27 protein-coding genes are annotated in these 26169 nt (G+C 66.6%); 20 read left to right on the top strand and 7 right to left on the bottom strand.

All coding sequences use genetic code 11. The features are described from left to right. Positions 1 to 139 precede the first annotated feature (139 nt). The 3 genes from HALXA_RS16690 to HALXA_RS16680 all read left to right on the top strand — a co-directional run bounded on the left by HALXA_RS16690 (position 140) and on the right by HALXA_RS16680 (position 2053). The gene (locus HALXA_RS16690) at positions 140 to 319 is read left to right on the top strand and encodes an HVO_2753 family zinc finger protein (RefSeq protein WP_013881574.1); all 180 of its coding nucleotides are present in this window, start codon (positions 140 to 142) and stop codon (positions 317 to 319) included. A 10-nt stretch (positions 320 to 329) separates the two neighbouring features. Next, the gene (locus HALXA_RS16685; protein WP_013881573.1) at positions 330 to 596 is read left to right on the top strand and encodes an elongation factor 1-beta; all 267 of its coding nucleotides are present in this window, start codon (positions 330 to 332) and stop codon (positions 594 to 596) included. Positions 597 to 742: 146 nt separating this feature from the next. Continuing rightward, a complete protein-coding gene (locus tag HALXA_RS16680; protein WP_013881572.1) occupies positions 743 to 2053 on the top strand; it encodes an MFS transporter in 1311 nt (436 codons plus the stop codon). Between the two features lie 28 nt (positions 2054 to 2081). Here HALXA_RS16680 and HALXA_RS16675 read toward each other — a convergent pair whose 3' ends face one another. The 3 genes from HALXA_RS16675 to HALXA_RS22955 all read right to left on the bottom strand — a co-directional run bounded on the left by HALXA_RS16675 (position 2082) and on the right by HALXA_RS22955 (position 3748). Then, positions 2082 to 2759, bottom strand: a complete 678-nt coding sequence (locus HALXA_RS16675; RefSeq protein ID WP_013881571.1) for an RNA ligase partner protein — start codon at positions 2757 to 2759, stop codon at positions 2082 to 2084. A 332-nt stretch (positions 2760 to 3091) separates the two neighbouring features. Then, on the bottom strand, positions 3092 to 3535 hold the full coding sequence (locus HALXA_RS16670) for a hypothetical protein (RefSeq protein ID WP_013881570.1): 444 nt from the start codon (positions 3533 to 3535) through the stop codon (positions 3092 to 3094). A gap of 90 nt (positions 3536 to 3625) precedes the next feature. Continuing rightward, positions 3626 to 3748, bottom strand: a complete 123-nt coding sequence (locus tag HALXA_RS22955; RefSeq protein WP_449271599.1) for a DUF7577 domain-containing protein — start codon at positions 3746 to 3748, stop codon at positions 3626 to 3628. Positions 3749 to 3898: 150 nt separating this feature from the next. On the opposite strand from HALXA_RS22955, the gene HALXA_RS16665 reads away from it, so the two are divergent. Next, a complete protein-coding gene (locus HALXA_RS16665) occupies positions 3899 to 5071 on the top strand; it encodes an RNA ligase (RefSeq protein ID WP_013881569.1) in 1173 nt (390 codons plus the stop codon). A 27-nt stretch (positions 5072 to 5098) separates the two neighbouring features. Here the strand turns inward: HALXA_RS16665 and HALXA_RS16660 are convergent, their stop codons facing one another. Both HALXA_RS16660 and HALXA_RS16655 read right to left on the bottom strand, forming a co-directional pair. After that, complete coding sequence (locus HALXA_RS16660; RefSeq protein WP_013881568.1) at positions 5099 to 5791, bottom strand: MBL fold metallo-hydrolase; 693 nt, start codon at positions 5789 to 5791, stop codon at positions 5099 to 5101. A gap of 84 nt (positions 5792 to 5875) precedes the next feature. Next, on the bottom strand, positions 5876 to 7063 hold the full coding sequence (locus HALXA_RS16655; protein ID WP_013881567.1) for a cystathionine gamma-synthase: 1188 nt from the start codon (positions 7061 to 7063) through the stop codon (positions 5876 to 5878). A 128-nt stretch (positions 7064 to 7191) separates the two neighbouring features. On the opposite strand from HALXA_RS16655, the gene HALXA_RS16650 reads away from it, so the two are divergent. The 8 genes from HALXA_RS16650 (at position 7192) to HALXA_RS16615 (ending at position 12639) form a co-directional block, all read left to right on the top strand. Next, positions 7192 to 7593 carry a hypothetical protein gene (locus HALXA_RS16650; protein WP_013881566.1) on the top strand — a complete coding sequence of 134 codons (402 nt, stop codon included), beginning with the start codon at positions 7192 to 7194 and terminating at the stop codon, positions 7591 to 7593. 108 nt (positions 7594 to 7701) lie between these two features. Next, complete coding sequence (locus tag HALXA_RS16645; RefSeq protein WP_013881565.1) at positions 7702 to 8010, top strand: 50S ribosomal protein L21e; 309 nt, start codon at positions 7702 to 7704, stop codon at positions 8008 to 8010. Between the two features lie 13 nt (positions 8011 to 8023). Continuing rightward, complete coding sequence (locus HALXA_RS16640) at positions 8024 to 8380, top strand: RNA polymerase Rpb4 family protein (RefSeq protein WP_013881564.1); 357 nt, start codon at positions 8024 to 8026, stop codon at positions 8378 to 8380. A gap of 242 nt (positions 8381 to 8622) precedes the next feature. Next, positions 8623 to 9219, top strand: coding sequence for a DUF655 domain-containing protein (locus HALXA_RS16635; protein ID WP_013881563.1), 597 nt, complete (start codon positions 8623 to 8625; stop codon positions 9217 to 9219). An 81-nt stretch (positions 9220 to 9300) separates the two neighbouring features. Continuing rightward, positions 9301 to 9777, top strand: coding sequence for a universal stress protein (locus HALXA_RS16630; RefSeq protein WP_013881562.1), 477 nt, complete (start codon positions 9301 to 9303; stop codon positions 9775 to 9777). 122 nt (positions 9778 to 9899) lie between these two features. After that, complete coding sequence (locus HALXA_RS16625; protein WP_013881561.1) at positions 9900 to 10739, top strand: 16S ribosomal RNA methyltransferase A; 840 nt, start codon at positions 9900 to 9902, stop codon at positions 10737 to 10739. Positions 10740 to 10818: 79 nt separating this feature from the next. After that, positions 10819 to 12015, top strand: coding sequence for a mechanosensitive ion channel family protein (locus tag HALXA_RS16620; protein ID WP_013881560.1), 1197 nt, complete (start codon positions 10819 to 10821; stop codon positions 12013 to 12015). 6 nt (positions 12016 to 12021) lie between these two features. Next, positions 12022 to 12639 carry a HemK2/MTQ2 family protein methyltransferase gene (locus HALXA_RS16615; RefSeq protein WP_013881559.1) on the top strand — a complete coding sequence of 206 codons (618 nt, stop codon included), beginning with the start codon at positions 12022 to 12024 and terminating at the stop codon, positions 12637 to 12639. On the opposite strand, the gene HALXA_RS16610 is transcribed toward HALXA_RS16615, so the two are convergent. Beyond that, the gene (locus tag HALXA_RS16610; protein WP_013881558.1) at positions 12636 to 14042 is read right to left on the bottom strand and encodes a GntP family permease; all 1407 of its coding nucleotides are present in this window, start codon (positions 14040 to 14042) and stop codon (positions 12636 to 12638) included. The genes HALXA_RS16615 and HALXA_RS16610 overlap by 4 nt on opposite strands. A gap of 349 nt (positions 14043 to 14391) precedes the next feature. Between HALXA_RS16610 and HALXA_RS16605 the strand changes: the two genes are divergently transcribed. The 8 genes from HALXA_RS16605 (at position 14392) to HALXA_RS16570 (ending at position 25353) form a co-directional block, all read left to right on the top strand. After that, positions 14392 to 15399, top strand: a complete 1008-nt coding sequence (locus tag HALXA_RS16605; RefSeq protein ID WP_013881557.1) for a hypothetical protein — start codon at positions 14392 to 14394, stop codon at positions 15397 to 15399. After that, positions 15396 to 16472 (top strand): methionine synthase, encoded by a 1077-nt coding sequence (locus HALXA_RS16600; protein WP_013881556.1) that lies wholly within the window; start codon positions 15396 to 15398, stop codon positions 16470 to 16472. Before HALXA_RS16605 ends, HALXA_RS16600 begins: the two co-directional genes overlap by 4 nt. A gap of 219 nt (positions 16473 to 16691) precedes the next feature. Beyond that, positions 16692 to 17318 (top strand): nitroreductase family protein, encoded by a 627-nt coding sequence (locus tag HALXA_RS16595; protein ID WP_013881555.1) that lies wholly within the window; start codon positions 16692 to 16694, stop codon positions 17316 to 17318. An 88-nt stretch (positions 17319 to 17406) separates the two neighbouring features. Beyond that, entirely contained in the window at positions 17407 to 18450 is a 1044-nt protein-coding gene (locus tag HALXA_RS16590) for a hypothetical protein (RefSeq protein WP_013881554.1), read from the top strand. Between the two features lie 141 nt (positions 18451 to 18591). Then, the gene (locus HALXA_RS16585; protein WP_013881553.1) at positions 18592 to 21126 is read left to right on the top strand and encodes a glycoside hydrolase family 3 protein; all 2535 of its coding nucleotides are present in this window, start codon (positions 18592 to 18594) and stop codon (positions 21124 to 21126) included. Positions 21127 to 21382: 256 nt separating this feature from the next. Continuing rightward, on the top strand, positions 21383 to 22828 hold the full coding sequence (locus tag HALXA_RS16580; RefSeq protein ID WP_013881552.1) for a short-chain fatty acid transporter: 1446 nt from the start codon (positions 21383 to 21385) through the stop codon (positions 22826 to 22828). Between the two features lie 5 nt (positions 22829 to 22833). After that, a complete protein-coding gene (locus HALXA_RS16575; RefSeq protein ID WP_013881551.1) occupies positions 22834 to 24267 on the top strand; it encodes a TIGR00366 family protein in 1434 nt (477 codons plus the stop codon). Between the two features lie 108 nt (positions 24268 to 24375). After that, positions 24376 to 25353 carry a carbohydrate kinase family protein gene (locus HALXA_RS16570; RefSeq protein ID WP_013881550.1) on the top strand — a complete coding sequence of 326 codons (978 nt, stop codon included), beginning with the start codon at positions 24376 to 24378 and terminating at the stop codon, positions 25351 to 25353. Between the two features lie 22 nt (positions 25354 to 25375). Here HALXA_RS16570 and HALXA_RS16565 read toward each other — a convergent pair whose 3' ends face one another. After that, positions 25376 to 26140 (bottom strand): hypothetical protein, encoded by a 765-nt coding sequence (locus tag HALXA_RS16565; RefSeq protein WP_013881549.1) that lies wholly within the window; start codon positions 26138 to 26140, stop codon positions 25376 to 25378. Positions 26141 to 26169: the final 29 nt, after the last annotated feature.

Genomic DNA, 26169 nt, shown 5'->3' with positions numbered 1-26169 from the left:
GCACGAGGGGAGCAGCTCCCGGACTCTCGAGCCGAGACCGCGAGTCGGTGGCCTCGAGACCTCGAGACCTCGAGACGGAGTCGCACGCGCGAGCCCTCGAAAGACAACCGTTAAAAACGGCGGGCGGGAAGGGACGGGTATGAGTACGACCGACGACCGCGAGACGCGCTCGTGCGTCTCCTGCGGGCTCAACATCGCGGGGACGAACGCCGCCGCGTTCAAGTGCCCCGAGTGCGGCCAGCAGATCTACCGCTGCGCCAAGTGTCGCAAGCAGAGCAACCTCTACGAGTGCCCCGACTGCGGGTTCACCGGACCATAACACTACCGCCATGGGTAAAGTAGCCGCCAAAATCAAGGTCATGCCGAACAGCCCCGAGATCGACCTCGACGCGCTCCAGGAGCGCCTCGAGAGCTCCCTCCCCGAGGGCGCGAAGATTAACGGCGTCGAGCGCGAGGAAGTCGCGTTCGGCCTCACCGCGCTCTACCCGACCGTGATCGTCCCGGACGGCGCGGGCGGTACGGAGACCGTCGAGGAGAACTTCTCCGAGGTCGAGGGCGTCGAGAGCGTCGGCGTCGAGAACGTCGGCCGCATCTAAGCCGCCGACGGTCGTTCTCGAGCGTTCTCAAGCGTTTCACCGTTTTCATCGTTTTTCGTACCGAAACTGCATCGATCCCGTAGCCGGAGCGACGCGGTTTCAAACGTATCACAACGCTTACCGTACCGAACGCGGAACTACCGTCCGTGACCGTACTGTCGGAGCCCGAGAAACGCCGGTGGGTCGCGTGGGCCGCGCTGGCGACGGTCTTCCTGCTCGTCAACTTGCACCGGCTCTCGACGGCGGTGTTGTCGGGGCGGCTGACCGCCGCCTTCGGGACGACGGCCTCGCAGTTGGGGACGTTACACGCCTCCTTTTTCCTCATCTACGCCGTCGTCCAGATTCCGGTCGGCGTCCTCGTCGACCGCGTCGGGCCGCGGCGGATCGGCTCTATCGGCGGCGTCGTCCTGAGCGTCGGCGCGATCGGCTTTGCAATAAGCGAAAGCTACGTCGCCGCGTTCGCCGCGCGCGCCCTCATCGGCTTCGGGAGCGGCGCCATCTTCGTCTCCATCCTCCGCTTTTGCGCGAACTGGTACCGGGCCGACGAGTTCGCGACGATGACCGGCCTGACCGCCGGCGTCGCCGGGCTCGGGGCGATCCTCGCGACGACGCCGCTGGCGGTCGCCGTCGACGCGGCCGGCTGGCGACCGACCGTCCTGACCCTGGGCGCGGTCGGGGTTCTCGCAGCCGTCGCGGTCGCCGTTCTTGCACACGACTCGCCGGTAGACGCCGGCCTCGAGCCGATCGCGGGCGTCCCCGAGCGCGCGACGACGTCGCTCGCGGAAACGCGCGAGCACCTCCGGACGCTCATCCGGGACGGCGACCAGTGGCTCCTGTCGATCGTCTTCTTCGCGGGCAACGGCACCGTGCTGACGCTGATCGGGCTGTGGGGCGTCCCGTACCTGGTGGTCGTCTACGGCCTCGACGTGACGACGGCGTCGTACTTCACGCTGCTCGGATCGGTCGGGATGCTGGTCGGCTCGCCGGCCGTCGGCTGGCTATCGGATCGACTCGAGCGTCGGGTGGCGCTGCTGGCGGGCGGCCTCGCGATTTTCGCCGTCGCGCTCGGCGTCATCCCCGCGGTCGGCCGCCCGCCGCTGCCGGTCGTCGCGGGCGTCTACTTCGTCTGCGGCTTCCTGCTGGGGGCCGTCATGCTCTCGCTGTCGGTCATCAAGGAGCGGTACCCCGCGAGCGCGAGCGGCGTGGCGACGGCGACCGTCAACGCCGCCGGCTTCGTCGGCGGGACGGTGTTCCCGACCGTTCTGGGGATGGCGCTGGACGCCTACCGGACGGGCGATACCGTCGAGGGGACGGTCGTCTACACCCAGTTCGGCTACCGCGTCGCGTTCGCCATTCTCGCCGTCGGGGTCGGAATCGCGTTCCTGTGCTCGCTCGCGCTGCTCGTACGGACCCGGCGGCGCGGAACGGGAGCGCCGGAGCGGTCGCTCGAGGGGTGAGGGGCACAAAACACGCGTGCGCCGACCGTCAGTCCAGCGTCCGCTTCTCCGCGGGATCGACCGTCGCGAGGTACTGCTCGAGCAGGTCCGGAAACTCCCGCCCGCGGATGTACCGCAGGCCGAAGTCCTCGGTCCAGGCGATGATCCCCCTGTCCTCGGTGACGACGCCGGCTTCGAGCTCGCGAGCGAGAATCAGCAGGTCGAAGTCCTCCCGCGAGTCGAGGACGCCGGTTCGCATCGCGCTGCGGTACTTCTCTCGGAGGTCCGAGATCACGTCGTCGATTTCGGTCTTGTACTCGTGGTCTTCGAGGGGTTCGTGGCCGTTGGTCTCCTCGGCGCGCCGGACTGCCTCCTCGGAGACGCGCAAGCCGCGGTCGACCCGGTCGCTCATCTCGTCGACGAAGCTGTAGACGACGTTGGCCGGAATGGACACCTCGTACCGGTCGGGGTGTTTCCGCACGACCCAGGTGTTGAGCTTCGAGTACACCTCGTCGTCGACGTCGCGGGCCTCGAGCATCGTCGTGAGTTCGTCGTGGATCGTCGGCGGCACGTAACACGAGATGCCGAGGTTGAGCCGCGCGTGGGCGATCAGCTCGAGCAGTCGCAGGACCGCGTCCTCGAGCGATTCGTCCTCGCGGCGGATCTCCTCGGTGACGAACAGCGAGGTGTCGAGGACGAACCGCTGTTTGAACGCATCGCCGGACATTGTTCCTACGCTCGAGTTGGAGCCGAGCGGGGAAATAAGTGCGCGCTCTCGAGGGCGGCAGCGTCGCTACCGATCGGTCACTCGGCCCGTTCCCGCTCGTCCTCTACCCGCGCTTCCCGGCCGTCCTGCGACAACCGCGGTCCGCTCTCGAGCGGATCGACGGCCCCGGCCTCAAGCGCCTCGAGACACTCCGCGACGGAGTAGGTTCGGTCGCCGTCGTCTCGGTTGTGACGATCGTGCGAGAACTGAGCACTCGAGCGGAAAACGGACGGACGGAGCCGTACGACGCCGGCTCGAGTCGTGCCAGTCGGCAGCGAGGAGGTCGGCAGTCGTCAGTAGTCGGGCTGGCGCTCCGGATCCGCGCCGAGGTCGGCCTGCGAGACGATTTCGGCGCCGGCGTCCGAGAGGTCGACGGTCACGTCCTCGTCGACGACCTTGCTGATCTCGTCGATATTGCCGGCCAGGACGGTCAGAATGTCGTTCGGGTTGACGTAGAGAAGCATGTTGCCGTCCTGGCCCTCCGCGACGAGTTGCGTGTCGTTCAGGACGACCTGGTCGTTCTGGATCGTCGCCGCGACGACCGGCAGCGCCTCGGGTTTGCCCGGTTCGTCGTCGCGGACCCGACGAATGTGGACCGCGTCGAGGTCGAGGACGTCCTTGTGCTCCTGGATCCGCTCGGCGCAGTTGACCATGTCCTGCAACAGGGCCGTCTTCTGGGGACTGCTGTCGTGCTCGCCCTCGAGACAGTGCTGGCAGACGCGGAGTTCGAGTCGCATTACGACTCGCTTCTCGCTGGACGCCGATGAGAATTCCGTTTCGGAACCCGCAGAACGGTTTCGAAGCGCCCCCTCGAGCGCGGCGACGGACTAGACCCGATTCGCGGGTAACGTGCCGAGACAGTTGCGACAGTACGTGTAGAAGCCGTCGTTTTCGGTGCCGCAGACGCGGCAGGTAACTCGCCTCCGGGATTGGGACTGTCGTCGAGCCATACCCGCTACTAACGATACCAGCCGGATATCGGCACGCCTGACGTTCGCAAGTCCCCGCTGAGTCGGCGCCGACGGATGTCGATCGGGCACCCGACCGAGGCGGAGCGGACATGGTCGGCTTTCTTTGCCCTGTCAGTCGTACCCACACATATGACCGACACCGGTGCCGACGCCCACGCCGACGGAAGCACCGAGTACCACAAACTGCTCGGAATCGGGGAAAGAGCCTTCGAAACGCTCGAGCCCCACCTCGAGACTCGGTCGTACGAGGACCGCGAGTACCGCCACGTCTCCGACTACCGCCGCGGCGTCGAGCGCGGCACCGCCCTGCTCGCGGGGACCGTCGTCCGCGGGTTCCCGAAGGTTCCCCGCACGCTCGTCCTCGAGGAGGGGATTCCGGATCAGTTCGGCGACCGGGAAGCGATCGCGGTCGAGGAGAAGCTAAACGGCTACAACGTCCGGGTTGCCAGGATCGACGGCGAGCAACTCGCGTTCTCCCGCAGCGGGATGATCTGTCCGTTCACGACCCGCATCATCGAGCGACTCGTCGACCTCGAGCCGCTGTTCGACGAGTATCCGGAGGCGATGGTCTGCGGCGAGATGATCGGGCCGGAGAACCCCTACACGGCCCACGACTACCCCTACGTCGACTCGATCGCGTTCCGCGCGTTCGACTGGCGGGACCGCGAGTCCGGCGAGCCGCTGCCGGTCCGCGAGCGCCGCGAGCGCTACGAGCGGTTCGACGTCCCGCAGACGCCGCTGTTCGGAATCTACGACGCCGACGGAGCGGGGAACGGGGACGGCGCGGCCGACGAAGTTCGCGAGATCATCGCGGATCTGAACGAGCGGGGCCGCGAGGGCGTCGTGATGAAGTCGCCCGACGGCGACGTACAACTGAAGTACACGACCTCGGCGGCGAACCAGGGGGACCTCGCGTACGCGTTCTCCTTCCCGTTCGACTACGGCCAGCCGTTCATGTTCCGGCGGCTCATCCGCGAGGCGTTCCAGTCCGTCGAGTGGAACGAGTCCGACGAGGAGGCCCGCGAGCGGGCGCACGACCTCGGCGAAGCGATCTTGCTGTCGATGCGCGACACCGTCGAAACCGTCGCCGACGGCGATAGCGTCGGCGAGCGCCACACCGTCCGCGCCAGCTCGGAAACGATCGACGTCCTGTTCGAGCACCTCCGCGGGCAGGGGCTCGCCGTCGAACTCGAGGACGAGCGCCGCGAGGACGGCGATCGGGTCGTCACCTTCCGCAAGCGGACGCAGTCGACCAACGACAAAACGCGCAACTACCTCGAGGGCCACATCGTTCGGGAGTAGCGCGGGCCGGGTTCGGTCGACCGACCCTTACTCGTCTCCTTCCGCCTCGTAGATCTCGCGCATTCGATCGGCGCCCTCGTTCATGTACCCGCCGTGGTAACAGACCGTGTGCTCGGCCTCGAGGTCGGCCAGTTTCTCGACGGACTCGATCGCGCGGTCCATGTCCGGCGTGAACTCGGGTCGCGGGCCGGCGAGCGCCCCGTCGTCGACGACGAGCGCGTCGGCCGCGAGCAGCAGGTCGCTCTCGGGGAAGTGCAGGGAGATGTGTCCCGGCGTGTGGCCGGGCGTCTCGAGGACGTCCATCGGCCCGGCGAGCGTCGGGATCCGGACGCCCTCGACGAGTTCCAGATCGACCGGGACGGGCGGGTAGCGGTCGCCGTCGCTATCGCCCTTGATCGGCTCGCGCTCGCCGGAGACGTACGGCGCTTCGTCGCGGTGGGTCGCGACAGTCGCGTCCGTCCGCGCGAGGAGGTCGTCGAGGCCGCCGGCGTGGTCGGCGTCGTGGTGCGTAATCAGCGCGAGCCAGACGTCCTCGAGGTCGTAGCCGAGGCTGTCGATGTGGGTCTCGAGGTAGCGGATGCCGTCCTCGGGGCCGACGTCGATCAGGACCAGGCCGCGCTCGGTTTCGACGACCGCGGGGTTGAACGTGACTTCGCGCCCGCCGTACTCGACGGTGATCGGAAGCGCGTGCAAGCCGGGTTCGTCGTCTCGAGTTGCCATACGCGGCCGTTCGGTCGACAGCGGGAAAGAACTGAAGGATCGCGATCGTCGGCGCGAGGTGCGGCCCGTCGCGTCGAACGGCGACTACTCGAGCGCCGCGTCGATCGCCTGCTCGAGATCGGCGATCAGGTCGTCGACGTGTTCGATGCCGACGCTCGCGCGAATGAGGCTGTCCTCGAGGCCGGCCTCGATCCGTTCTTCACGAGGGATCGCGGCGTGGGTCATCGGCGCCGGCTGTTCGATCAGGCTCTCGACGCCGCCGAGGCTCTCCGCGAGGGTGAAGACCTCGGTGTTCGAAACGACCTCGCCGGCCTCCTCCATGGTGGCGTCGAGTTCGAAGCTCACCATGCCGCCGAAGTCGTCCATCTGCTCGGCGGCGATCTCGTGGCCCGGATGGGACTCGAGGCCGGGGTAGTAGACGCGGTCGACGTCGGGGTGGTCCTCGAGCCACTCGGCGATCGCCTGAGCGTTTTCGCAGTGGCGATCCATCCGGACGGGAAGGGTCTTCGTCCCGCGGAGGACGAGGAACGACTCGAAGGGACCCGGCGTCGCGCCGACGGCGTTCTGGTAGAAGCCGAACTCCTCGTCCAGTTCTTCGTCGTTCGTCAGCAGGGCGCCCCCGACGATGTCGGAGTGGCCCCCCAGATACTTGGTCAGCGAGTGGGAGACGATGTCCGCGCCCAAATCGAGCGGGCGCTGGAGGTACGGCGTCGCGAAGGTGTTGTCGATCGCACAGAGCGCGTCGTGCTCGTGGGCGATCTCCGCCGCGCCCTCGATGTCGACGATCGACAGGAGGGGATTGGTGGGCGTCTCGAGCCAAAGCAGTTCCGTGTTTTCCTGGAACGCCGACTCGATGGCCTCGAGGTCGGTCATATCGACGAACGAAAACTCGAGGTCGTAGTCCTCGTAGACCTGCGTGAAGATGCGGTGGGTGCCGCCGTAGACGTCGTTTCCGGTGACGACGTGGTCGCCCGCCTCGAGCAGGTTCAGGACCGTGTTGATGGAGGCCATGCCGCTGGCGAACGCGCGGCCGTACTCGGCGTTCTCGAGGCTCGCGAGGTTCGCCTCGAGGTCGGTTCGCGTGGGGTTGCCGGTGCGGGAGTACTCGTAGCCGCGGTGCTCGCCGGGCGCGTCCTGTTCGTACGTCGAATTAGCGTGGATCGGCGTCATCAGCGCGCCGGTCTCCTCGTCGGGGTCCTGTCCGGCGTGGATCGACCGGGTCTCGATCCGACGGTCGTCGGGCTCGGAGCTGCCGTCGTGCTCGTCAGTCATGGTCGATACGAGGCGCGGGCGGCAGTTACGTCTGTCCTTCGCCGAGCAGTCGTGTCAGAGAGTGTCCCGCTTTCGGACGGTGTCGACCGGATACGCTTTTCCTGCTTAGTGTGAATGCAGCAACACGTATGGGACGACCCTGGAAACGAATCGCCCTCGATTTCGTCGTCGGGATCACGGCACTGGTCGCCGCGCGACAACTCCGCCGACTCGAGGACGATTCCGACGACGGCGACGACGACCGCTCAATTCGATTAGATCCCGGATGGGTACTCGCGGGTGCGATCTCGAGCGTTGGCTGGACGTACGCCTACGACGTCGACGCGTTCGGACTGCGCGAGTCGGCCAAACGCCGGGTGGCGCTGACCGCGTGCTGGAGCGCAGTCAGTCGTCGCTACCTCTCGGACGACGTCTCGAGAACGTACAGCCACACCGTCGGCACGGGCGTCGGGACGCTGTGCTACCGAACCTGGTTCGGGCTCGTCCGACCGCGGCCCGGATCGCGGGACTCGAACGGAGAGAGTGAGTAACCGCGTCGGGAACCGAGTCGAACGAGCCGCGGCGGTCGCCCGCGCGAGCGCCGACGAACCCGGAACGTGCGTTTTATAACCATCACCAAGTAAGAGGGTCGTACGACTATGCCGAACTCTAATGGCCCACGTCAAGGAACCCGAGGCAAACTCTCGAACGATCCGCGGGACCGCGGCTCCTCGCCGCCCCAGCGCGCGATTCAGGAGTACGAAGAGGGCGAGAAAGTCCATCTCAAGATCGACCCGAGCGTCCACAAAGGTCGCTTCCACCCGCGCTTCGACGGTCACACCGGCGAAGTCGTCGGCAAGCAGGGCGACGCGTTCAAGGTCCGCATCAACGACGGCGGCAAGGACAAGACGCTGATCGTGACCGCGGCCCACATGCGCGCCCAGGACCGGTCCGAAGACCGGGTCTGAGCTCCATCACACAATGACGATCTTCAAAGAGATCGTCGACGAGGAGTTCCTCACCGTCTCGGAAACCAAGGAACTGCTCGCCGACATCGAAGCCGAACGCGCACTGGACGAGGAGCGCGAACTCCCCTACGAGCTCGCGCGGGCGATCGAACACGCCAACCGGTTCGCCGTCCTCGAGCCCGAGGAGGCCCAGCAGCTCGTCGACGACCTGCAGGACCTCGAGAAGGTCGACGAGCCGACGGCCTACAAGATCGCCAACCTCCTGCCGCGCAACCGGGACGAACTCCGGTCGGTCTACGCACAGCAGCGGTACTCGCTGTCGGGGGACGAACTCGACGAAATTCTCAACGTCGTGGCGCAGTACGCCTGAGCCGGTGTCTGTTTTCGGGCTTCGATTTCCGATCTCCGAGCGGCGGTTGCCGGACAGGAGTCCAGCGTCGGAGTTCGTTTTCGGCAGCGACGGCCATAGAGCGCATTCGGCAGTGACGCCCCGGAAGCGAGCGTCGCGGTCGCAGATCGCCACGGGTGCAGGTCCGCGGGAACCCCACTCGCGGTACTGACTCCTGAACGCGGGCCGACTCTTTAAGTGTGGCCTGCACGTATTCGGAGACAATGAGCGAAGCCGACGGCGACGAGACGGACGTTCGGCGCGCAGTCGTGTTGGACTACCTCGCACACGGGCTGTCGGACGACGGTCGACCGCAGTACGAGAAGTCTCCAGCGGGATATGCGCTGGAGGTCGACGATTTCCGCCTCTATCAGGTCGCCTTCGACGAAGACGAGCGGCTCACGATCGGCAGCGAGGTTGTCGTCGAGCCGCCGGAAGAACGGGATATCGTCACCGAAGCCCACCGCGTCGACTACGAGGACCTCTCCTCGGGCGCCCAGTCGGAACTCGAGTACGTGGTCCAAGATCTAGTCGAGGAAAACGAGGAGCGGTTCGTCGACTTCTACAACGAAGCCCAGCCGATCACGCTGCGGCTCCACCAGCTGAACCTGCTGCCGGGCATCGGGAAGAAGCTCCGCAACGGCATCCTCGACGAGCGAAAGCGCAAGCCCTTCGAGAGCTTCGAGGAGCTGTCAGAGCGGGTCTCCGGCCTGCACGATCCCGACGAGATCCTCGTCGAGCGCATCCTCGAGGAGCTTCGGGACGACGACCTGAAGTATCAAACGTTCGTCGGCCGACAGGAAGAGGAAAACGCCCGGTAACGAGCCCCACAGCGGGCCGCTCGGACGTCCTGCGGGCCGGCCACCAGTACGTTTAAGAATACGGGAACTGAAAGGAAAACGATGATTGAGACGATTCTACTCGCGATCGGGCCGAGCGATAGCGACCGTATCGACGAGTTGACCCAGCAGACGATCGACGTCGCCGAGCCGACGGGTGCGACCGTCGTTCTGGCGCACGTCATTTCGGCCAGCGAGTACGAGGACGAGGTTCACAACTACCAGGAAGCCATCGACAAGATGGGCATCGACCTCGAGAACCGGGACCTCTCCCCGGAGGCGCTGGCCCGGGAGACGGAGCCGGTCAGCGAGATTTCCGATCGGCTCGAGGAGGCGGGCGTCGACGTCGAGATCCGCGCTGCGGTCGGCGACCGCGCCGAGGAGATCATCGCGTTGGCCGAGGAGGTCGACGCGGACAACCTCATCGTCGGCGGCCGGAAGCGCTCGCCGACGGGGAAGGCGGTGTTCGGCAGTACGGCCCAGAAGGTGCTGCTCTCCTCGCCGTGTCCGGTCACGTACGTCCGAAGCGGCACGGTCTGAGCCCCGACGGCTAGCTGACGACTGCCGCTCGAGCGGAACCCGCGAGACGGTGCGAACGATGCGAGACGGTGCGAACGATGCGAGACGGTGCGTTTACACGTACCCCCGCCCAACCGCCGGCAATGAGAGACCCCGATGCGCTGATCGCCCGGGCCGGCGTCCGCGGCGATCCGGACCGCGACCAGCACTTCCTCGTCGACGACCGCGTGCTCGATCGGCTGCCGACCTACCTCGAGGAGATCGATGCCGACGCGTCCCACCTGCTCGAGATCGGCGGCGGGACTGGCGCGCTGACCGACCGCCTCCTCGCGGTCGCCGACGAGGTGACGGTCGTCGAACGAGATCGGAAGCTCGCCGCGTTCCTGCGGGAGGAGTTTCGCGAGGCGATCGACGCCGGCGATCTGACCGTGATCGAGGACGACGCCCTCGAGGTCGACTTGCCCGACTTCACGGCCTCGGTGTCGAACCTCCCCTACGGCGTCTCGAGCGAGATCGCCTTCCGACTGCTTCCCGAAGGGCGGCCGCTCGTGTTGATGTTTCAGCAGGAGTTCGCCGAGCGGATGGTCGCCGAGCCCGACACCTCGGAGTACGGCCGGCTTTCGGTGTCGACCCAGCACTACGCCGACGTCGAAATCGTCGAATCGATCCCGAAGGAGGCGTTCTCGCCGCCGCCGGCGGTCCAGAGCGCGGTGATCCGCGCGGTGCCGCGCGACCCGGACTACGAGGTCGACGACGAGGAGTTCTTCCTGCGGTTCGTGAAGGCCCTCTTTACGCAACGGCGGAAGACGATCCGGAACGCGATCCGGAACACGGCCCACATCACGAACCTCGAGGCGCCCGATGCAGTCGTCGAGGCGGCCGACGAAGCGATTCTGCAGAAGCGAGCCGACGCGATGGAGCCCCGGGAGTTCGCCGCGCTGGCGCGACTGGCGCTCGAGGTCGGCGAGCCGGCGGAAACGTAGGGCAGCCTGCAGCACCCGGCACCGACCGACGAATACTCAAAGCTGCGCGGACGACAAGAGCCGAGAAGCGACATTCACTATGACTGCAACGGAGGATCCGACCGGAGCCGGCTGGCTGGATCGGCTCAGCGGACTGTTCGCGGGGGTCGAGTCGACGGAGATGCAACTCGCGATTACGTTCGCAGCGGTCGGGCTCCTGCTTTTCGTCCTGCTCTCCTACCGGCGCGTCCAGAAACGCGTCGCCGAGCGTACGAAACCGCTGTACGGCGACATCGCGTCGACCGCGGTCCTCATCGCCACCTGTCTGGTCACCCTCGCGATCGTCGTCGGCGTCTGGGACCTGACGGGAACGATCCACACCGGGTTCGATCAACTCGACCTCGGCGGCGACATCGTGGCGAAAGCGATCGTCTCCTTCATCCTCATCGTCGGGACGATCATCCTCCAGCGGTTCGTCAAGCGCGTTCTCGACGAGGTGCTGGGCTCGGCGGCAGCCGTCACCGACCACCAGCGCGAGATCACCCGCCGGCTGACGCAGGTCGTCATCTGGTCGGTCTCGGTGGTCGTCGTGCTGGGCGTCTGGATCGACGATCTCGGCGGCCTGCTCGTTGGGGCCGGCTTCCTCGGTATCGTCGTCGGTATGGCCGCGCGCCAGACGCTGGGGACGGTGTTAGCCGGTTTCGTCTTAATGTTCGACCGCCCGTTCGAGATCGGCGACTGGATCAAAGTCGAGGACGAGGAGGGAATCGTCACGGATATCTCGATCGTCAACACGCGCCTGCGGAGCTTCGACGGCGAGTACATCATGATCCCGAACGACGTCGTCTCCTCCGAAATGGTAACGAACCGCTCGCGGCGCGGCCGATTGCGTATCGAAATCGAGGTCGGCGTCGACTACGAGACCGACCTCGAGCACGCCGCCGACGTCGCCGAGTCGGTCGTCGCGGACCTCGAGTACTCGCTGTCCGCGCCCGGGCCGCAGGTCGTCGGGAAGGAGTTCGGCGACTCGGCGGTGGTACTGGGCGTGCGGTTCTGGATCGACAAGCCGAGCGCCAGACGCCACTGGCGGGCCCGAACCGCCGCGATCAACGCGATCAAGGACGCGTTCGACGACGAGGGAATCAAGATCCCCTTCCCGCAGCAGGAACTGTCGGGACGGGCCGAAACCGACGGATTTCGGATCGCCGGCGACGGAACGAGCGTGTCGACCGGCGACGGCACCGAAATCGAGAACGACAGCCACGAACAGCGGATGACTCCACCGGAGGAAAACTGATCACTGATGGACCTCAGCGACCGACGCGACGTCGAAACCGAGGTGTACCAGCCGGCCGAAGACTCGCAGTTGCTGGCTGAAACGGCCTGCGAACGGATCGGCCGGACGGCTGCCGACTCCAGCGGCGGTGACGGCGACGCGGACGCCGATCCCCCGCTCGTCCTCGAGGTCGGCACCGGCTCCGGCTACGTCGCCCATCGGGTCGACGCGGAGACGGATGCCCGCGTGATCGCCTCGGATCTGAACCCCCACGCCGTTCGCCAGGCCCGCGAAGAGGGCCTCGAGACGGTTCGGGCGGACCTCGTTTCGCCGTTCGCAGACGGCGCGTTCGACGCCGTCCTCTTTAACCCGCCGTACCTGCCGACCGACCCCGAAAACGAGTGGGACGACTGGATGGAACGCGCGCTGTCGGGCGGCGAAGACGGCCGCGCGGTGATCGATCCGTTCCTCGCGAACGTCGGCCGCGTGATCGCGCCCGACGGCGTCGTCTACCTGCTGGTCAGCAGTCTCACCGGCGTCGACGAGGTCGTCGAGCGGGCCGGCGAGGAGGGCTTTAGCGCCGCTGCAATCGCCGACGAGTCGTTCCCCTTCGAGACGCTGACCGTCCTCGAGCTATTCGACTAGGCCAGCGGCAGGATCGTCGAGAAGACCAGCGTGCTGATCAGGCCCACGATCCCGATGAGGATCGTCGAGACGGTCCACGTTTTGAGCGTCTCGCCCTGGGTGAGCCCGCCGATCTCCTTGACGATCCAGAAGCCGCTGTCGTTGTACCACGAGCAGAAGGTCGCGCCCGCACCGATCGCCATGACCAGGTAGGCGGGATTCGCGCTGAAGCTTCCGGCCATCGGCGCGGTGATGCCCGCGGTCGTGGTGATCGCGACGGTCGCAGACCCCTGGACCAGGCGCACGCCCGCGGCGATCACCCACGCGGTGGCGAGCACGCCGAGGCCGAGTTCCTGAAGGCTGTTCGCGATGAGTTCGCCGGCACCGGCCTGCTGGAGCATGTACCCGAACGCGCCGCCGGCGGCGGTGATCGCCGCGATGTTACCGCCGCTTTTGAGCGCCTCTGTCAGTTCGTCGGAGAACACATCTCCGGAGATGTCGCTCATGCGGAAGTAGGTGAACGCCGCAGCGAGCGCCGCCGCGGTCAGCGCGAAGTTCGGATCGCCGATGAAATTCGTAACCGAAGCGGCGGCGGTATCCTCGCCGATGAACGTCGTGACGAAGGTGTCCGCACCCACCAGCAGGACGGCCAGCAGGATCGGGAGCATCGCCTCGAGCAGGCCCGGAAGCTGACTCGTAGGTCGCTCGACCTTCTCGTTCAGTTCCTCGACGGTCGTCCCCATCGCGTCGCGCAGCGGGATCTCGAGCCGTCGGTTGATGACGTAGCCGTAGCCGAGACCGGCGACGAGCGCGGTCGGAAGTCCCGTCAGGAGTCCGACTCCGATCGTCAGACCCAGGTTCGTCGATGCACCGGCCTCCGCAAACGTTTCGACTGCGAGCAGCGGACCCGGCGTCGGCGGGACGAACCCGTGCGTCACGGCGCCGGCCGCCCCGATGGCGACGATGAACAGCGCGTAATTCTGCCCCGTGCGCGAGCGCGCCGCTCGCGCCAGCGGCGCGAGCAGGTAGAACACGTTGTCGAAAAACACCGGGATCGCCATGACGAATCCGCTGCTGAACAGCGAGTACTCGGTGTTGTCCCGCCCGAAGACGCCGTTGAAAAAGCGGACGATCCGGTCCGCCGCGCCGCTTTCGATCATCGCCTTTCCGATGATCGCCGCCATCAGGATCGGGATACCGATCCCGGCCATCCCGTCCCCGAACGATCCGGCGAACTCCCCGGGCACGTCGCCGAACGGAATGTCGGGGGAAACTGCGCCGACGACGAACCCGGCGATGACCAGCGCGATGAACGGCGGTAAGTCGAGGTAAATCAGGAGGAAGACGATGGTTGCGATCCCCGCGACCAGCGCGAGGAGCGGTCCTGCTCCGCCGATCTGCAACGGCATGGTAGCTGGTAGCATGCAATTCGCCGTTCAATAACATTATTATTAGTATTTATTGATAGTTCATTGAGGATTGAATGCGATGCGCCCACTGCAACTACATGATATTAACTGATTATCAACCGTCGGGCTCGTCTAATCGAATTTCGTATTTCTGCTATCGCTCGAGTCGTCCGAGTAGCACAGTTTGCGACGGCGAACCCCGGCTGACCGGCCGATCGACCGGCCGCGATTGTTTCTTTTCCGTGGTATTTTCGGAGTAACGGATACTATCGGGAGCGTCGCCGCCGAAGGCCGTCGAAATTACCGTCGTGTATTAGACGGGATGGAAAATATTAAGCACCGGTATAGCCTAGCCGGTCGTACGATGACCGACTACGTTTCGACCACGCCGGGGCTGTATCCGCTCCCGGACTGGGCGAAAGACGACCTCTCGGACCTCAAGGGGCACCAGAAACACGACCTCATCAGCGGCGACGAGAGCGAGGAGATCACCGCGGCCTACGAGGAGGCCCGCGAGGAAGTGATCGGCGTCCAACAGGACGCCGACCTCGACCGCATCGTAGAGGGCCAACTGCGCTGGGACGACATGCTCGCGCACCCGCTGGCCGTCCACGACGCCGTCGAGACCCGCGGAATCGTCCGCTACTACGACAACAACAACTTCTACCGCGAACCCGTCGTCCAGGACGACCTCGGTTTCTCCGGCGACGTCGCGAACGAGCTCGAGGCCGCCGCCGAACTGCTCGAGGCCGACGACGACCTGCAGGCCGTCCTCCCCGGCCCGTACTCGCTGGCCGATCTCGCGACCGACGAGCAGTACGGCGACGAGGCCGAGTTCCTCGGCGCGATCGCCGACTTCCTCGAGGGCGAGGTCGACGCCTTCCCCGAGCACGAGACGCTCTTCCTGCTCGAGCCCTCGCTGGTCGAGTCGGCGCCCGAGGACGGGCTCGACGAGCGCGCCAGCGAAGCGATCGACCAGGTCGCCGGCGCCACGGACGCCGACGTCGTCGTCCAGCCCTACTGGGGCGCGCTCGAGGAGAAGGTCTACGCGCACCTGCTCGACGCCGACATCGACGCGGTCGGCTTCGACTTCGTCGCAGAACAGGACGACAACCTCTACAACATTCAGGAGTACGGCGCGACCGACGACGTCTCGCTCGGCCTCGCGGACGGGCAGAACACGCTCGTCGAGGACCCCGAAGCGATCCGCGACCGCGTCGAGTGGGTCTACGACCAGCTGCCCGTCGCCGAGTTCGAGACGGTCTACCTGACGACCAACACCGAGACGTTCTATCTGCCCTCCGGCAAGTTCGAGGCGAAACTCGAGATCCTTGCCGAAGCCGCGGCCCTCGCGGAGGTGAAAGCAGCATGACCACGAACGAAAACAAGGATCAGTTCCGACCCGCCGACCACGAGAACGACCACTTCCTGCTGACGACCGTCGTCGGCTCCTACCCCAAGCCCAAGTGGCTCAACCGCGCGAAGGAGCTCTACCGAGACGAGGACCACGAGTTCGACGCAGAGGACTGGCAGGAAGCGAAAGACGACGCCGCCCGCCTGATCACGGACGAACACGAACGCGCCGGCCTAGACGTCGTCGTCGACGGCGAGATGCGGCGCAACGAGATGGTCGAGTTCTTCGCCCACCGGATCGAGGGCTACGAGTTCAACGGCCCCGTCAAGGTCTGGGGGCACAACTACTTCGACAAGCCGTCGGTCGTCTCGGAGGTCGAGTACGACGACTCCTGGCTCGTCGACGAGTACGAGTTCACCGCGGCCGCCAGCGACCGGCCCGTCAAGGTCCCGATCACCGGCCCCTACACGCTCGCGAACTGGTCGTTCAACGAGGCCTACGACGACGACGAGGAACTCGCCTACGACCTCGCGGATCTGGTCAACGAGGAGATCGAGAAGCTCGTCGACGCCGGCGCCCGCTACATCCAGATCGACGAGCCCGCGCTCGCGACCACGCCCGACGACCACGCCATCGTCGGCGAGTGCCTCGAGCGGATCGTCGCCGACATCCCCGAGGAGGTCCGCATCGGCCTGCACGTCTGTTACGGCGACTACTCCCGCATCTACCCCGAGATCCTCGAGTTCCCCGTCGACGAGTTCGACCTCGAACTCGCCAACGGCGACTACGAGCAACTGGACGTCTTCAAGGACCCCGACTTCACGAAGGATCTCGCGCTCGGCGTCTGCGACGCCCACGTCGCCGAGGTCGAGTCCGTGGAGCAGATCGAGGAAAACATTTTGAAGGGCCTCGAGGTCGTCCCGCCGGAACAGCTCGTCGTCTCGCCGGACTGCGGCGTGAAGCTGCTGCCCCGCGAGGTCGCCTACGGCAAGATGGCGAACATGGTCCAGGCGGCCCGCAACGTCGAGCGGGATCTGGACGAAGGAAATATCGACGTCGAACGCGGCGCGGCCGCGACGGCCGACGACTGATCACCTGATCGTTCGGTCGCGTCCCGGTTTGTCGTTCTCTCTTTCTTTCGTCCCGGCTCGACTTTCGCCGTGACCCGCCGAGTATCCGACTCGAGATGCTCTCCGGGAGGCCACACGCCGTCATCGTGTAACGTGCGAACACGATTCGGCGACACGACCGTTACCTGGTCACCCCGTCGTCCGGGAAAATACACGTGTACCGAGTCGAAACAAACCCCTATGCAAGAGACCGCTTCGAAACGAAACGAGCTTCGGGAGGAAGTCGCCGAGCATCGCGAGCCCGCGTACGACGTCGATCCGCTCTTCGTCAACCGCTGGTCGCCCCGCGCGATGACCGGCGACCCGCTCGAGGAGGCGGAGTATCTTCCGCTGTTCGAAGCCGCCCGCTGGGCGCCGTCGGCCTTTAACAACCAGCACTGGCGATTTCTGTACGCCGACCGCGAGGACGAGGAGTGGGACACCTTCGTCGGCCTGCTCAACGAGATGAATCAGGCGTGGGCGACCGACGCTGCCGTCCTCGTGGTCGTCGTCTCGAAGACGACGTTCGATCACAACGACGACCCGGCGCCCACGCACGCGTTCGACACCGGCGCCGCCTGGCAGAACCTCGCGCTCGAGGGGACGCGCCGCGGTCTGGCTGTCCACCCGATCGCCGGCTTCGATTACGAGCGTGCAGCCGACGAACTCGAGGTGCCCGAGGCGTACGAGGTGCAGGCGATGGTCGCGATCGGCGAGCGCGCGCTACCGGAGACGCTGCCCGAGGACCTGCGGGAACGCGAGCAACCGAGCGATCGGAAGCCGCTCGAGGAAATCGTCCATCGGGGCGGGTTTGACGGCGAAGAGTAGAACCCACACTCCGGCCGGACTCGCGAGCGCTCGAGTGGAGGCACGCTTCAAGCTGAACCGCTTTTCGTCCGGCGACCGAACGGGGCCCATGGACGAGGGGGACGAGGGCGGCCCGCTGTCGCAGGACACGCTCAGGGGACGAACGGGCGAGAGTTCGGTTGCACACTGGTTCTTGCTCGACGCGGACCGGTGGCTGCTCGCGGGCGTGTTGGCCGCCGCGGCCTTCACGACCTTCGTCGGCCTCGGCACGGTCGCCATGCCGCTCCGGGCGGCGATGGAGAGCGGAACGCCCATCGACACGGCGTTTCAGGCGTTGGTCGCCGCGATTCTCACCGGCGTGACGCTCGTCGTTTCGATCAACCAGCTGGTGCTCTCCCAGGAGCTCGGTCGACTGGGCGACCAGCAGGCGTGGATGGACGAGGCGATGGAGTACCGCCGCAACGTCGAGGAGCTGTTCGGTTCGGTCGGCCCGCCCGACCCGTCGCAGTTCCTGCAGGCGCTCGTGCAGACGAGCAGCGACCGGGCCGAAACGCTGCGCGAAGCGGTCGCCGATAGCGACGACGATCAACTTCGACGGCGGACCGAGCGGCTGGTCGAGAACGTTTGCCGCAACTCCGAGGAGATTCGGTCCCAACTCGAGACCTCGACGTTCGGCGAGTTCGGCGTCCTGCGTTCGGGGCTGAACTACAACTACTCCTGGAAGATCTACGCGGTCAGGCGGTTGCGCCACGAACACGAGGACAGCCTCGAGGAGGACGAGCTAGCGGCGTTCGACGAGTTGATCGACGCCCTGACGCTGTTCGGCCCGGCGCTCGAGCACTTCAAGTCGCTGTACTTCCAGTGGGAGTTGGTGCATCTCACGCGGTCGATCCTGTACGCCGGGCTGCCCGGTGTAGTGGCCGCGACGGCGACGGTGCTGTACCTCGATCAGGAATCGCTGCCGGGAACGACGCTCGGCGTGGATAATCTGGTATGGGTCGTGAGCACGAGCGCGACGCTCTCGCTCGTCCCCTTTTTCCTGCTGGCGGCCTACGTCCTGCGAATCGCGACCATTTCGAAGCGAACCGGCTCGCTCGGCCCCTTCATCCTCAGACGTGCGGAGCGGACCGAGGCGATCGATTGGGAGGAGTAAACGCCCGCTCGAGCGGCCTCTACCCGGGCGGGTAAACGTCACGTATTCGGGCCGTATTTTGCCCGTACGGTTGTCACTGCGACCGTATTCGGCTGTATGCTGAAAATGTTTATTATACTCCGAGTTCCGTTACCGCCTCGCATGCCGGACGGTAATTCACAGGCGGAGGAATCGGACGAGGTAGACGACTCGCGGCGGACGTTCATGAAGGCGACCGGCGCCGCGACCGCGGCGTCGGCGGTCGGTCTCGGAGCGGACAGCGCGGCCGCAGACGCGGGTGCAGGCGGTGACCGACACAGTATCGACCGCCTGCTCGAGGAGATGACGCTCGAGCAGAAGGTCGGCCAGATGACCCAGGTCGCGATCGACGATCTCGGCGAGGGGTTCGGTCCCGAGACGGCGTTCAACGATCACGATGAACCGGCCACGGTCGGCGAACTGTTCACCGAACTGCACGTCGGCTCGATCCTCAACGGCGGCGCCTCCGGCCCGACGTTCGACGGCGAGGAGTTCGTCGCCGGGCTGAACCGACTCCAACAGTACAACGTAACCAACAACGGCACGGGAATTCCGTTCGTCTGGGGCGGCGACGCGCTTCACGGAAATACGCTGCTCGACGGCTGTACGAGCTTCCCGCAGCGGCTCAACATGGGGATGACCCGCGACATCGACCTCGTCGAGGCCGCGGCAACTCACACCGGCGCGGAGATCGCGGCCATGGGCGGCCACTGGATCTTCGGCCCGACGGTCGACCTGCTGCGTGACATGCGCTGGGGGCGCTTCTTCGAAGGTCACAGCGAGGACTCGATGCTGCTGGGCGAGATGGGGAAGGCCCGCGCCCGCGGCTTCGAACGGAACGGCCGCGTCGCCGCGACGGTCAAACACTTCGCCGGCTACGGGACGCCCAACACCGGCAAGGACCGCGCCCACGTCCGCACCTCGATGCGGGACCTGCGGACCAGACAGCTCCCGGCCTACGAGCGCGCCCTCGAGGAGGCCAAGACGGTCATGGTCAACAGCGGCGCGGTCAACGGCAAGCCGGCCCACGCCTCGAGTTGGTTGCTGATCCAGGTGCTGCGCAAGCGCTTCGAGTTCGACGGCGTCGTACTGAGTGACTGGGACGACTTCTACCGGCTCATCTCTAACCACGAGTACCTGCCCGACACCGAGGAGGGCTGGCGCGAGGCGGTCAAGCAGGGGATCGCCGCCGGCGTCGACATGCACATGTGCGGCGGCGAGGTCGCGCCGACGGACTTCATCGACACGGTGATCGATCTCGTCGAGAGCGGCGAACTCTCCGAGGAGCGGATCGACGTCTCGGTGCGGCGAATCCTCGAGCTCAAGCTGGAACTGGGGCTGTTCGAGCAGCCGACCGTCCCCGAAGATCGCATCGACGAGTTCGTCGGCGGCGCTCAGAGCGTTTCCGAGCAGTTGGCCAAAGAGTCGCTCGTCCTGCTGAAAAACGAGGACGACGCCCTGCCGCTCGAGGGGTCCGAACGCGTCCTGTTGACCGGGCCCGGAATCGAGGACGGGACGCCGAACCGGTTCCTGATGCAACACGGCGGCTGGACGCTGGGCTGGCAGGGGATCGAGGACGGCGACCTCACCGAGGACGGCCCGCGGCCGCGACAGAACACGATCGAGGACGGGCTGGCCGCCCGGCTCGGCGACCGGCTCACCCACGTTCCGACCGAGTTCCGCGCGGCCCCCTACGAGAGCATCTTCGAGAACTTCGACAACGGTTTCTTCGACGTGACCGACGAGCAGGCGGCGGCGATTCAGAACGCGGCACCCGCCTCGGACGCTGTCGTGATCGTCCTCGGCGAGGGGCCGCACAACGAGGGCTTCGGCGACCGCGACAAGATGCGGTTCCCCGAGGCCCAGCGGCAACTCGTGGAATTGGTCGACGAGTTGACCGGCGACGACGTCCCGCTCGTCGGCGTGATCCTCGCCGGCAGCCCGCGCGGGACCGCCGAAACGTTCGACCACCTCGACGCGGTGCTGTTCGCCGGCCAACCCGGCAGCGACACCGGCGTCGCGGTCGCCGACACGCTGTTCGGCGACTACAACCCCTCCGGCAAGCTGTCGTTCACCTGGGAGGGCAACGTCGGCCACGTCCCGCAGTTCTACGACGACTACCCGCCGCGCCAGTCCGTCGGCGCCGAGGACCAGCTGGTCCAGTTCGAGTTCGGCCACGGGCTCTCCTACACCGATTGGGAGTACTCCGACCTCTCGCTGTCGCCGGCGACCGTCGACGACCCCGCGTCGACGCCGACGGTCACGGCGCAGGTCACCGTCCACAACACCGGCGACGCGGCCGGCGACCACATCGTCGAGGTCTACAACACCGAATCCTACGGGTCGGTCCTCCAGCCCCACCGCCGCCTGATGGGCTTCGAGCGCGTCCACGTCGACGCCGGCGACAGCGAAACGGTCACGATCGAACTCGACCTCTCGACGCTCGAGGTCGTCCCCGGCGACGTGCCCGGCCACCAGGCGAAGGTCGTCGAACCCGGTGAGTACGAGGTTGCCGTCGGCGAGGCGACGGCGACGCTTTCGATCGAGCGGACGGGCCACATCACCGACCCCGAGCCGATGCCGGGCCGGTACGACATCAACAACGACGGCGAGGAGGACATCGACGACGTCATGGCGCTGTACCGGCGCCTCGAGTAGCGCTCGACCGCGCGGCTCGAGCGCCTCGCGCGTTTCTGGCGTCTCGCGCGGTCCGATCGGACGACCGCTCCCGCTACAAGACATCCGCGGCTTACAGCCGAATCGCGTTGGTTTAATCCCCTCGTACAGGCCCTGAGCTTAACTGCGATGGGGTTTTTGCCTCTTGACAGATCATGGTATTTCGGGACACGGTTCGGGCGCGCTTGGGAGCCGTATCGCAGGACAACCGGTCGCGGACGCGGCTGTCGACGAAGCCATGAGTGCCGAGACGGAGGACCACGGCACGATCCGGAGCTTCTTTACGGCGCTCGGGGACGTCTCGAGCCGGCTCGTCCAGCGGTACCTTCCGGACGCGTTCATCTTCGCGCTCCTGCTGACCTTCCTGACGATGGTCATCGCGGTGCTGGTCACGCCGGAGGGGCCGGCCGACGTCGCGATCCACTGGGGCGAGGGCTTCTGGGAAGTCATCGGGTTCTCGATGCAGGCGTCGCTCGCCTTGCTGACCGGCTGGGCGCTCGCGGACTCGCCGCCGGTCAAACGCGTCCTTCGGCGGATCGCCGCAGTTCCGGACGGCCAGCTACAGGCGATCTTCGTCGTCGCGCTCTGCGGCCAGTTGCTCGGACTCTTCCACTGGGGCGTCGTCCTGATCGCCGGGGCGATCCTCGCTCGAGAGGTCGGGATCGAGATGGACGAGAAGGGGATCGACGTCCACTACCCGCTGCTGGTCGCGGCGGCGTACGCGGGGCTGTTGCCCTGGCACCAGGGACTGTCCGGCGCCTCGCTGTTGCTCTCGGCGACGGAGGGCCACTTCGCCGAGGAGAGCATGGGCGTCATCCCGGTCTCGGAGACGATTTTCCACCCGTTCAACCTCGCGATCGTCGCCGGCGTCGTGCTCGTGACCGTCGTCGTCATGCCGCTGATGGCGCCCAGACGGGAGAACGCGACGACGGTGCCAAAGGAGCAACTTCGCGGAGCCGAGGTCAGCGATCTGGCGGCCGACGGCGGCGAAACTGCGAACGCTGCTGCGGCGGCGCAGCTCCCCCACCGTACTCGCGAATCCGCGCCGAAGGAGGCGCTGCTCGACAGCCGGGTCGTCTGTCTCGGGATGGGCCTGCTCATCTGGATCTATCTGGGCTACCTGTTCGCGACGGAGCCGTTCATGGACGTGTTCGACATCAACGTCTTCATCACGGTGATGTTCGGGCTCGGCTTCCTCGCGCACGGCACGCTGCGCAGCTACATCGACGTCTTCTACGAGGCGATCAAGGGCGCCAGCCAGATCATCATCCAGTTCCAGTTCTACGGCGGGATCATGGGTATCATGGTCTTCTCCGGGCTGGTCGAACTGATCGCCGAGACGGCGGCCGCGTACGCGACCGATACGACGTGGTACCTGTTCGTGTTCGTCTCCGGCGGCATCGTCAACTTCTTCGTTCCCTCCGGCGGCGGCCAGTGGGTCGTCATGGGCGAAATCTACGCCTCGGCGACCCAGCAAATCTCGGGGACCCAGATGAACCACATGCTCATCGCGTTCGCGATGGGTGACCAGTGGACCAACATGATCCAGCCGTTCTGGGCGCTGCCCGTGCTGGGGATCGCCGGGCTCTCGATCCGCGACATGATGGGCTACGTCGTCGTCCTGTTCCTCTTCAGCGGCCTCGTGCTCGGTGCCGGCGCGCTCGCGATCGGGGTGTTCGGGTGATAGCGATGGCAGGAGAACCAGCTTCCTCGAGTTCGGGTTCGAACCCGAACTCGAGTACGACTGCCGATGGAACCCCGGGCGACGCGCGCTCGGCCCGCTACCGCGACGCGTTCGTCCCGGCGCTCGGCCGGTACTTCCCCGAGGCGCTGACCAACGCCGTCGTCCTCGCCGGCCTGGCGCTGCTCGTGACCGTGCCCTTCCTCGAGCCGATGACCCAGCTCGAGTTGTTGGGAACCGGCTTCTTCGACCTGTTCAGCGTCCAGATGCTGCTGATTCTCTACTGGGTGCTGGGCGCCACCCTCGTCGAGTCCCCGCGGGTCGGCGCCGCCCTCGATCGGCTCGCCGCGCCGCTGCCGACGAGCCAGGCGGGGGTCGTCTACGCGACCGGCGTCCTCTCCCTGCTGCTGGGCTGGCTCAACTGGGCGCTGGGCCTGATCGGCGGGGTGTACCTCGGCCAGCGGCTCTGTCGCCGCGCCCGCGAGAACGGAACCGCCGTCCACTATCCGGCCGTGCTCACGGCGAGCCTGCTCGCGCTCGTGCTCACGAACCAGGGGCTCTCGAGCCCCGGCGGTCTCATGCTGGCCGACGAGAGCGGGCTGGCGAATTTCATGGTCGACGATGTCGGCTCGATCGCGATGTCCGAGTTCCTGCTGCATCCGGTCAACCTCCTCTCGAGCGTCCTGTTCGTGCTCACGCTTCCCGCGCTCCTCGTCGTGCTGGCGCCGAGCGCGGACGCCGATGCGATCACGACCCTGAGCGAGCGAAACGACCGCCTCGGCGCGTCGGGTTCGATCGCGGCGGCGTTCGACCACTACTCGACCGCGGTTCCACCCGAGGACTGGGAGGTCGGCGATCGACTCGAGAACTCGACGCTCATCACCGCACTCGCGGTCGTCGTCGGCGTCGTCTCATTCGGGTGGCACTTCGCGACGGGCGGGCGCCTGACGCTCCCGTGGCTGGCGTTTACGTTGCTGATCCTCGGGCTCGCGGTGCAGGGGCCGCCGATGGCGTTCAGACGGAAGACCGAGGACGCGACGCGGTGGGCGCTCCTCGTGGCGGTTCCGTTCCTGCTCTACGCCGGCGTGTGGGCGCTGCTCGACGAGGCGGGACTGTACGGGACGATCGGCGACGCGATCGCGGGCACCGGATTCCCCGCCGCGGCGTCCTACGTCGTCGCGTTCGCGCTCGGGCTGCTGGTTCCGGACCCGGGCTCGCTGTGGGTGCTCCAGGGACCGGCGGTCGCCGCCGCGGACGCCGACCTCGTCGCGTCGCTGGTCGCGACGATGTACGGCGCGGGCCTGTCGAACCTCTGGCTCGGGTTCCTGTTCGCGAGCCTCCTCTCGCTGTACGGGTTCGACTGGCGGGAGTTCGTGCGCTACGCCGGCGCCGTCACCGTCTACGTGACGGTCGTCGTAGTCGGGCTCCTGCTCGTCTTCTGACCGCGGGTCGACCCCTCCGCATCGGCGGACGGCTCGAGGCAATTCCCGCTACCGGCGTCACCGTGCGGCACCGTAACGCATTATCCGAGCGACGAAAAATCACGACGTATGACTCACGACGTGCTCGTCGCCGGCGAGACCCTGATCGACTTCCTGCCCGAGCGGCCCGGCCCGATCTCGAGCGTCGAGGGGTTCGACCGCCGGGCCGGCGGCGCCCCGGCCAACGTCGCCGTTGCGCTCGCCCGCCTCGAGCGGCCGCCGCTGTTCTGGACCCGCGTCGGCGACGACCCGTTCGGCCGCTACCTCGAGTCGGTCCTGACCGAGTACGGGCTTCCGGACCGGTTCGTCGAGCGCGACCCCGACGCGAAGACGACGCTGGCGTTTGTCACCCACGACGAGACCGGCGACCGCAGCTTCTCCTTCTACCGCGACGGCACCGCCGACACCCGCCTCGAGCCCGGCCGGGCCGACGACGTGACCCTCGCCGACCGCGAGTGGGTCCACGCCGGCGGCGTAACCCTCGCGAGCGGTCGGGCCCGCGAGGCGACGCTAGACCTGCTCGAGCGGGCCGCCGACGCGGGCTGTACCACCTCGTTCGATCCGAACTACCGGCCCGAGCTGTGGCCCGACGCGGACGCGTTCCGGACGGTCGCCCGGGACGCCCTCGAGCACGTCGACGTGCTGAAGGCGACCGGCGAGGAACTCGAGACGCTGGGATTCGGGGGCGACGGTGACGAGAGCGACCTGAAGGACCGCGCTCGAGCGGCGCTTTCTGCCGGGCCGGACGCGGTCTTCGCGACCCGCGGCGGCGAGGGGGCGATCGCCGTCGCGGCGAAAGACTCGCCGTGGGCGGGAACGGGCACGGGCGAGGGTGCGGCCGAACACCCGGGGTACGACGCCGACGTGGTCGACACCACGGGCGCCGGCGACGCCTTCGTCGCGGGGACGGTCGTCGGACTGCACGAGGGACGGGACCTCGAGGAGACGCTCGCGTTCGCCAACGCGGTCGGCGCGGCGGCGACGACGGCCGCGGGGGCGATGGCGGCGCTGCCGGACCGCGACGACGTCCGGGCGGTGCAGAAGTGACGAGCGAGCGGTTCAGTGAGGTCTATAGTCGGGTTCCGACACCGGGATCGACGTCGGAACCGGCACCGCTGCGGGCAGCAGGCACGAGTTGCTGGTAGACGCCGACGAGCACGGCTAGTCCGAAGACCGACGCGGCTCCCGTGACGCCAGCTATCGCGTACTCGCCGAACAGGGGAACGAACGCGCCGACGAACCCGATTACACCGCCGACGATACCGCCCAGAACAGTGACGAGGACCCCGAGACCGAACAGTTTCAGTCGATTCCCTGACGCGAGGCCCCAGCTTCGCTTGAACGATTCGAGAACGCCAGCATCCTCGAGAATGACGGCTGGCTGAGCGAAGACGAAGCTCACTCCGAGAAAGATCCCGGGGACGACGAAGAAGACGGTTCCGATCATGACCATCAGGAAGTAGATGACTAATACGACGAACGCCACCACGACGGTTCGCGCGAGCCGTCGGGTGTGGTCGGTCGTCGGGATCCTGTCGATGTTAGAATACAGCGCTCTGGTCGCGACGACGGAAAGGACCAGGCCGCCGAGCATCAGCAGGAGGATTCCCACGCCGCTGACCGTGATCGGTATATCGATCGCAAGCGGGTAGAGCTGGTCCAGCTGATCGGCCGAGAAGCTATCGGCGGCCAACTGGACGAACAGCGATTGAAAGGAGACCTGCGCTACGATCTGATAGAGAACGTAGATGCCGACGAGCACGGCACCGCCGCGGGTCGCGAGTCGATTGAGTCCGTAATTGAAGGCGGCGCTGATATCGAATGTCTCTGCCATGTTCTCCTCTCTACATTATACGCACAAAT

The sequence above is a fragment of the Halopiger xanaduensis SH-6 genome (assembly GCF_000217715.1).
In the GTDB taxonomy this organism is placed as follows: domain Archaea; phylum Halobacteriota; class Halobacteria; order Halobacteriales; family Natrialbaceae; genus Halopiger; species Halopiger xanaduensis.
Note: the sequence above shows the minus strand (reverse complement) of the source record. Positions and strands in the feature narration are given on the sequence as shown.

Excerpts from the sequence above, each read along its gene's own strand:
- HALXA_RS22955 (WP_449271599.1), bottom strand. The coding sequence starts at position 3,748 with ATGGCTCGACGACAGTCCCAATCCCGGAGGCGAGTTACCTGCCGCGTC.
- HALXA_RS16635 (WP_013881563.1), top strand. The coding sequence starts at position 8,623 with ATGAGCGAAGCCGACGGCGACGAGACGGACGTTCGGCGCGCAGTCGTG.
- HALXA_RS16580 (WP_013881552.1), top strand. The coding sequence starts at position 21,383 with ATGAGTGCCGAGACGGAGGACCACGGCACGATCCGGAGCTTCTTTACG.
- HALXA_RS16575 (WP_013881551.1), top strand. The coding sequence starts at position 22,834 with ATGGCAGGAGAACCAGCTTCCTCGAGTTCGGGTTCGAACCCGAACTCG.
- HALXA_RS16570 (WP_013881550.1), top strand. The coding sequence starts at position 24,376 with ATGACTCACGACGTGCTCGTCGCCGGCGAGACCCTGATCGACTTCCTG.
- HALXA_RS16565 (WP_013881549.1), bottom strand. The coding sequence starts at position 26,140 with ATGGCAGAGACATTCGATATCAGCGCCGCCTTCAATTACGGACTCAAT.
- HALXA_RS16675 (WP_013881571.1), bottom strand. The coding sequence starts at position 2,759 with ATGTCCGGCGATGCGTTCAAACAGCGGTTCGTCCTCGACACCTCGCTG.
- HALXA_RS16595 (WP_013881555.1), top strand. The coding sequence starts at position 16,692 with ATGCAAGAGACCGCTTCGAAACGAAACGAGCTTCGGGAGGAAGTCGCC.
- HALXA_RS16655 (WP_013881567.1), bottom strand. The coding sequence starts at position 7,063 with ATGACTGACGAGCACGACGGCAGCTCCGAGCCCGACGACCGTCGGATC.
- HALXA_RS16605 (WP_013881557.1), top strand. The coding sequence starts at position 14,392 with ATGACCGACTACGTTTCGACCACGCCGGGGCTGTATCCGCTCCCGGAC.
- HALXA_RS16610 (WP_013881558.1), bottom strand. The coding sequence starts at position 14,042 with ATGCTACCAGCTACCATGCCGTTGCAGATCGGCGGAGCAGGACCGCTC.
- HALXA_RS16670 (WP_013881570.1), bottom strand. The coding sequence starts at position 3,535 with ATGCGACTCGAACTCCGCGTCTGCCAGCACTGTCTCGAGGGCGAGCAC.
- HALXA_RS16590 (WP_013881554.1), top strand. The coding sequence starts at position 17,407 with ATGGACGAGGGGGACGAGGGCGGCCCGCTGTCGCAGGACACGCTCAGG.
- HALXA_RS16685 (WP_013881573.1), top strand. The coding sequence starts at position 330 with ATGGGTAAAGTAGCCGCCAAAATCAAGGTCATGCCGAACAGCCCCGAG.
- HALXA_RS16650 (WP_013881566.1), top strand. The coding sequence starts at position 7,192 with ATGGGACGACCCTGGAAACGAATCGCCCTCGATTTCGTCGTCGGGATC.
- HALXA_RS16690 (WP_013881574.1), top strand. The coding sequence starts at position 140 with ATGAGTACGACCGACGACCGCGAGACGCGCTCGTGCGTCTCCTGCGGG.
- HALXA_RS16660 (WP_013881568.1), bottom strand. The coding sequence starts at position 5,791 with ATGGCAACTCGAGACGACGAACCCGGCTTGCACGCGCTTCCGATCACC.
- HALXA_RS16665 (WP_013881569.1), top strand. The coding sequence starts at position 3,899 with ATGACCGACACCGGTGCCGACGCCCACGCCGACGGAAGCACCGAGTAC.
- HALXA_RS16640 (WP_013881564.1), top strand. The coding sequence starts at position 8,024 with ATGACGATCTTCAAAGAGATCGTCGACGAGGAGTTCCTCACCGTCTCG.
- HALXA_RS16600 (WP_013881556.1), top strand. The coding sequence starts at position 15,396 with ATGACCACGAACGAAAACAAGGATCAGTTCCGACCCGCCGACCACGAG.
- HALXA_RS16620 (WP_013881560.1), top strand. The coding sequence starts at position 10,819 with ATGACTGCAACGGAGGATCCGACCGGAGCCGGCTGGCTGGATCGGCTC.
- HALXA_RS16645 (WP_013881565.1), top strand. The coding sequence starts at position 7,702 with ATGCCGAACTCTAATGGCCCACGTCAAGGAACCCGAGGCAAACTCTCG.
- HALXA_RS16615 (WP_013881559.1), top strand. The coding sequence starts at position 12,022 with ATGGACCTCAGCGACCGACGCGACGTCGAAACCGAGGTGTACCAGCCG.
- HALXA_RS16625 (WP_013881561.1), top strand. The coding sequence starts at position 9,900 with ATGAGAGACCCCGATGCGCTGATCGCCCGGGCCGGCGTCCGCGGCGAT.
- HALXA_RS16585 (WP_013881553.1), top strand. The coding sequence starts at position 18,592 with ATGCCGGACGGTAATTCACAGGCGGAGGAATCGGACGAGGTAGACGAC.
- HALXA_RS16630 (WP_013881562.1), top strand. The coding sequence starts at position 9,301 with ATGATTGAGACGATTCTACTCGCGATCGGGCCGAGCGATAGCGACCGT.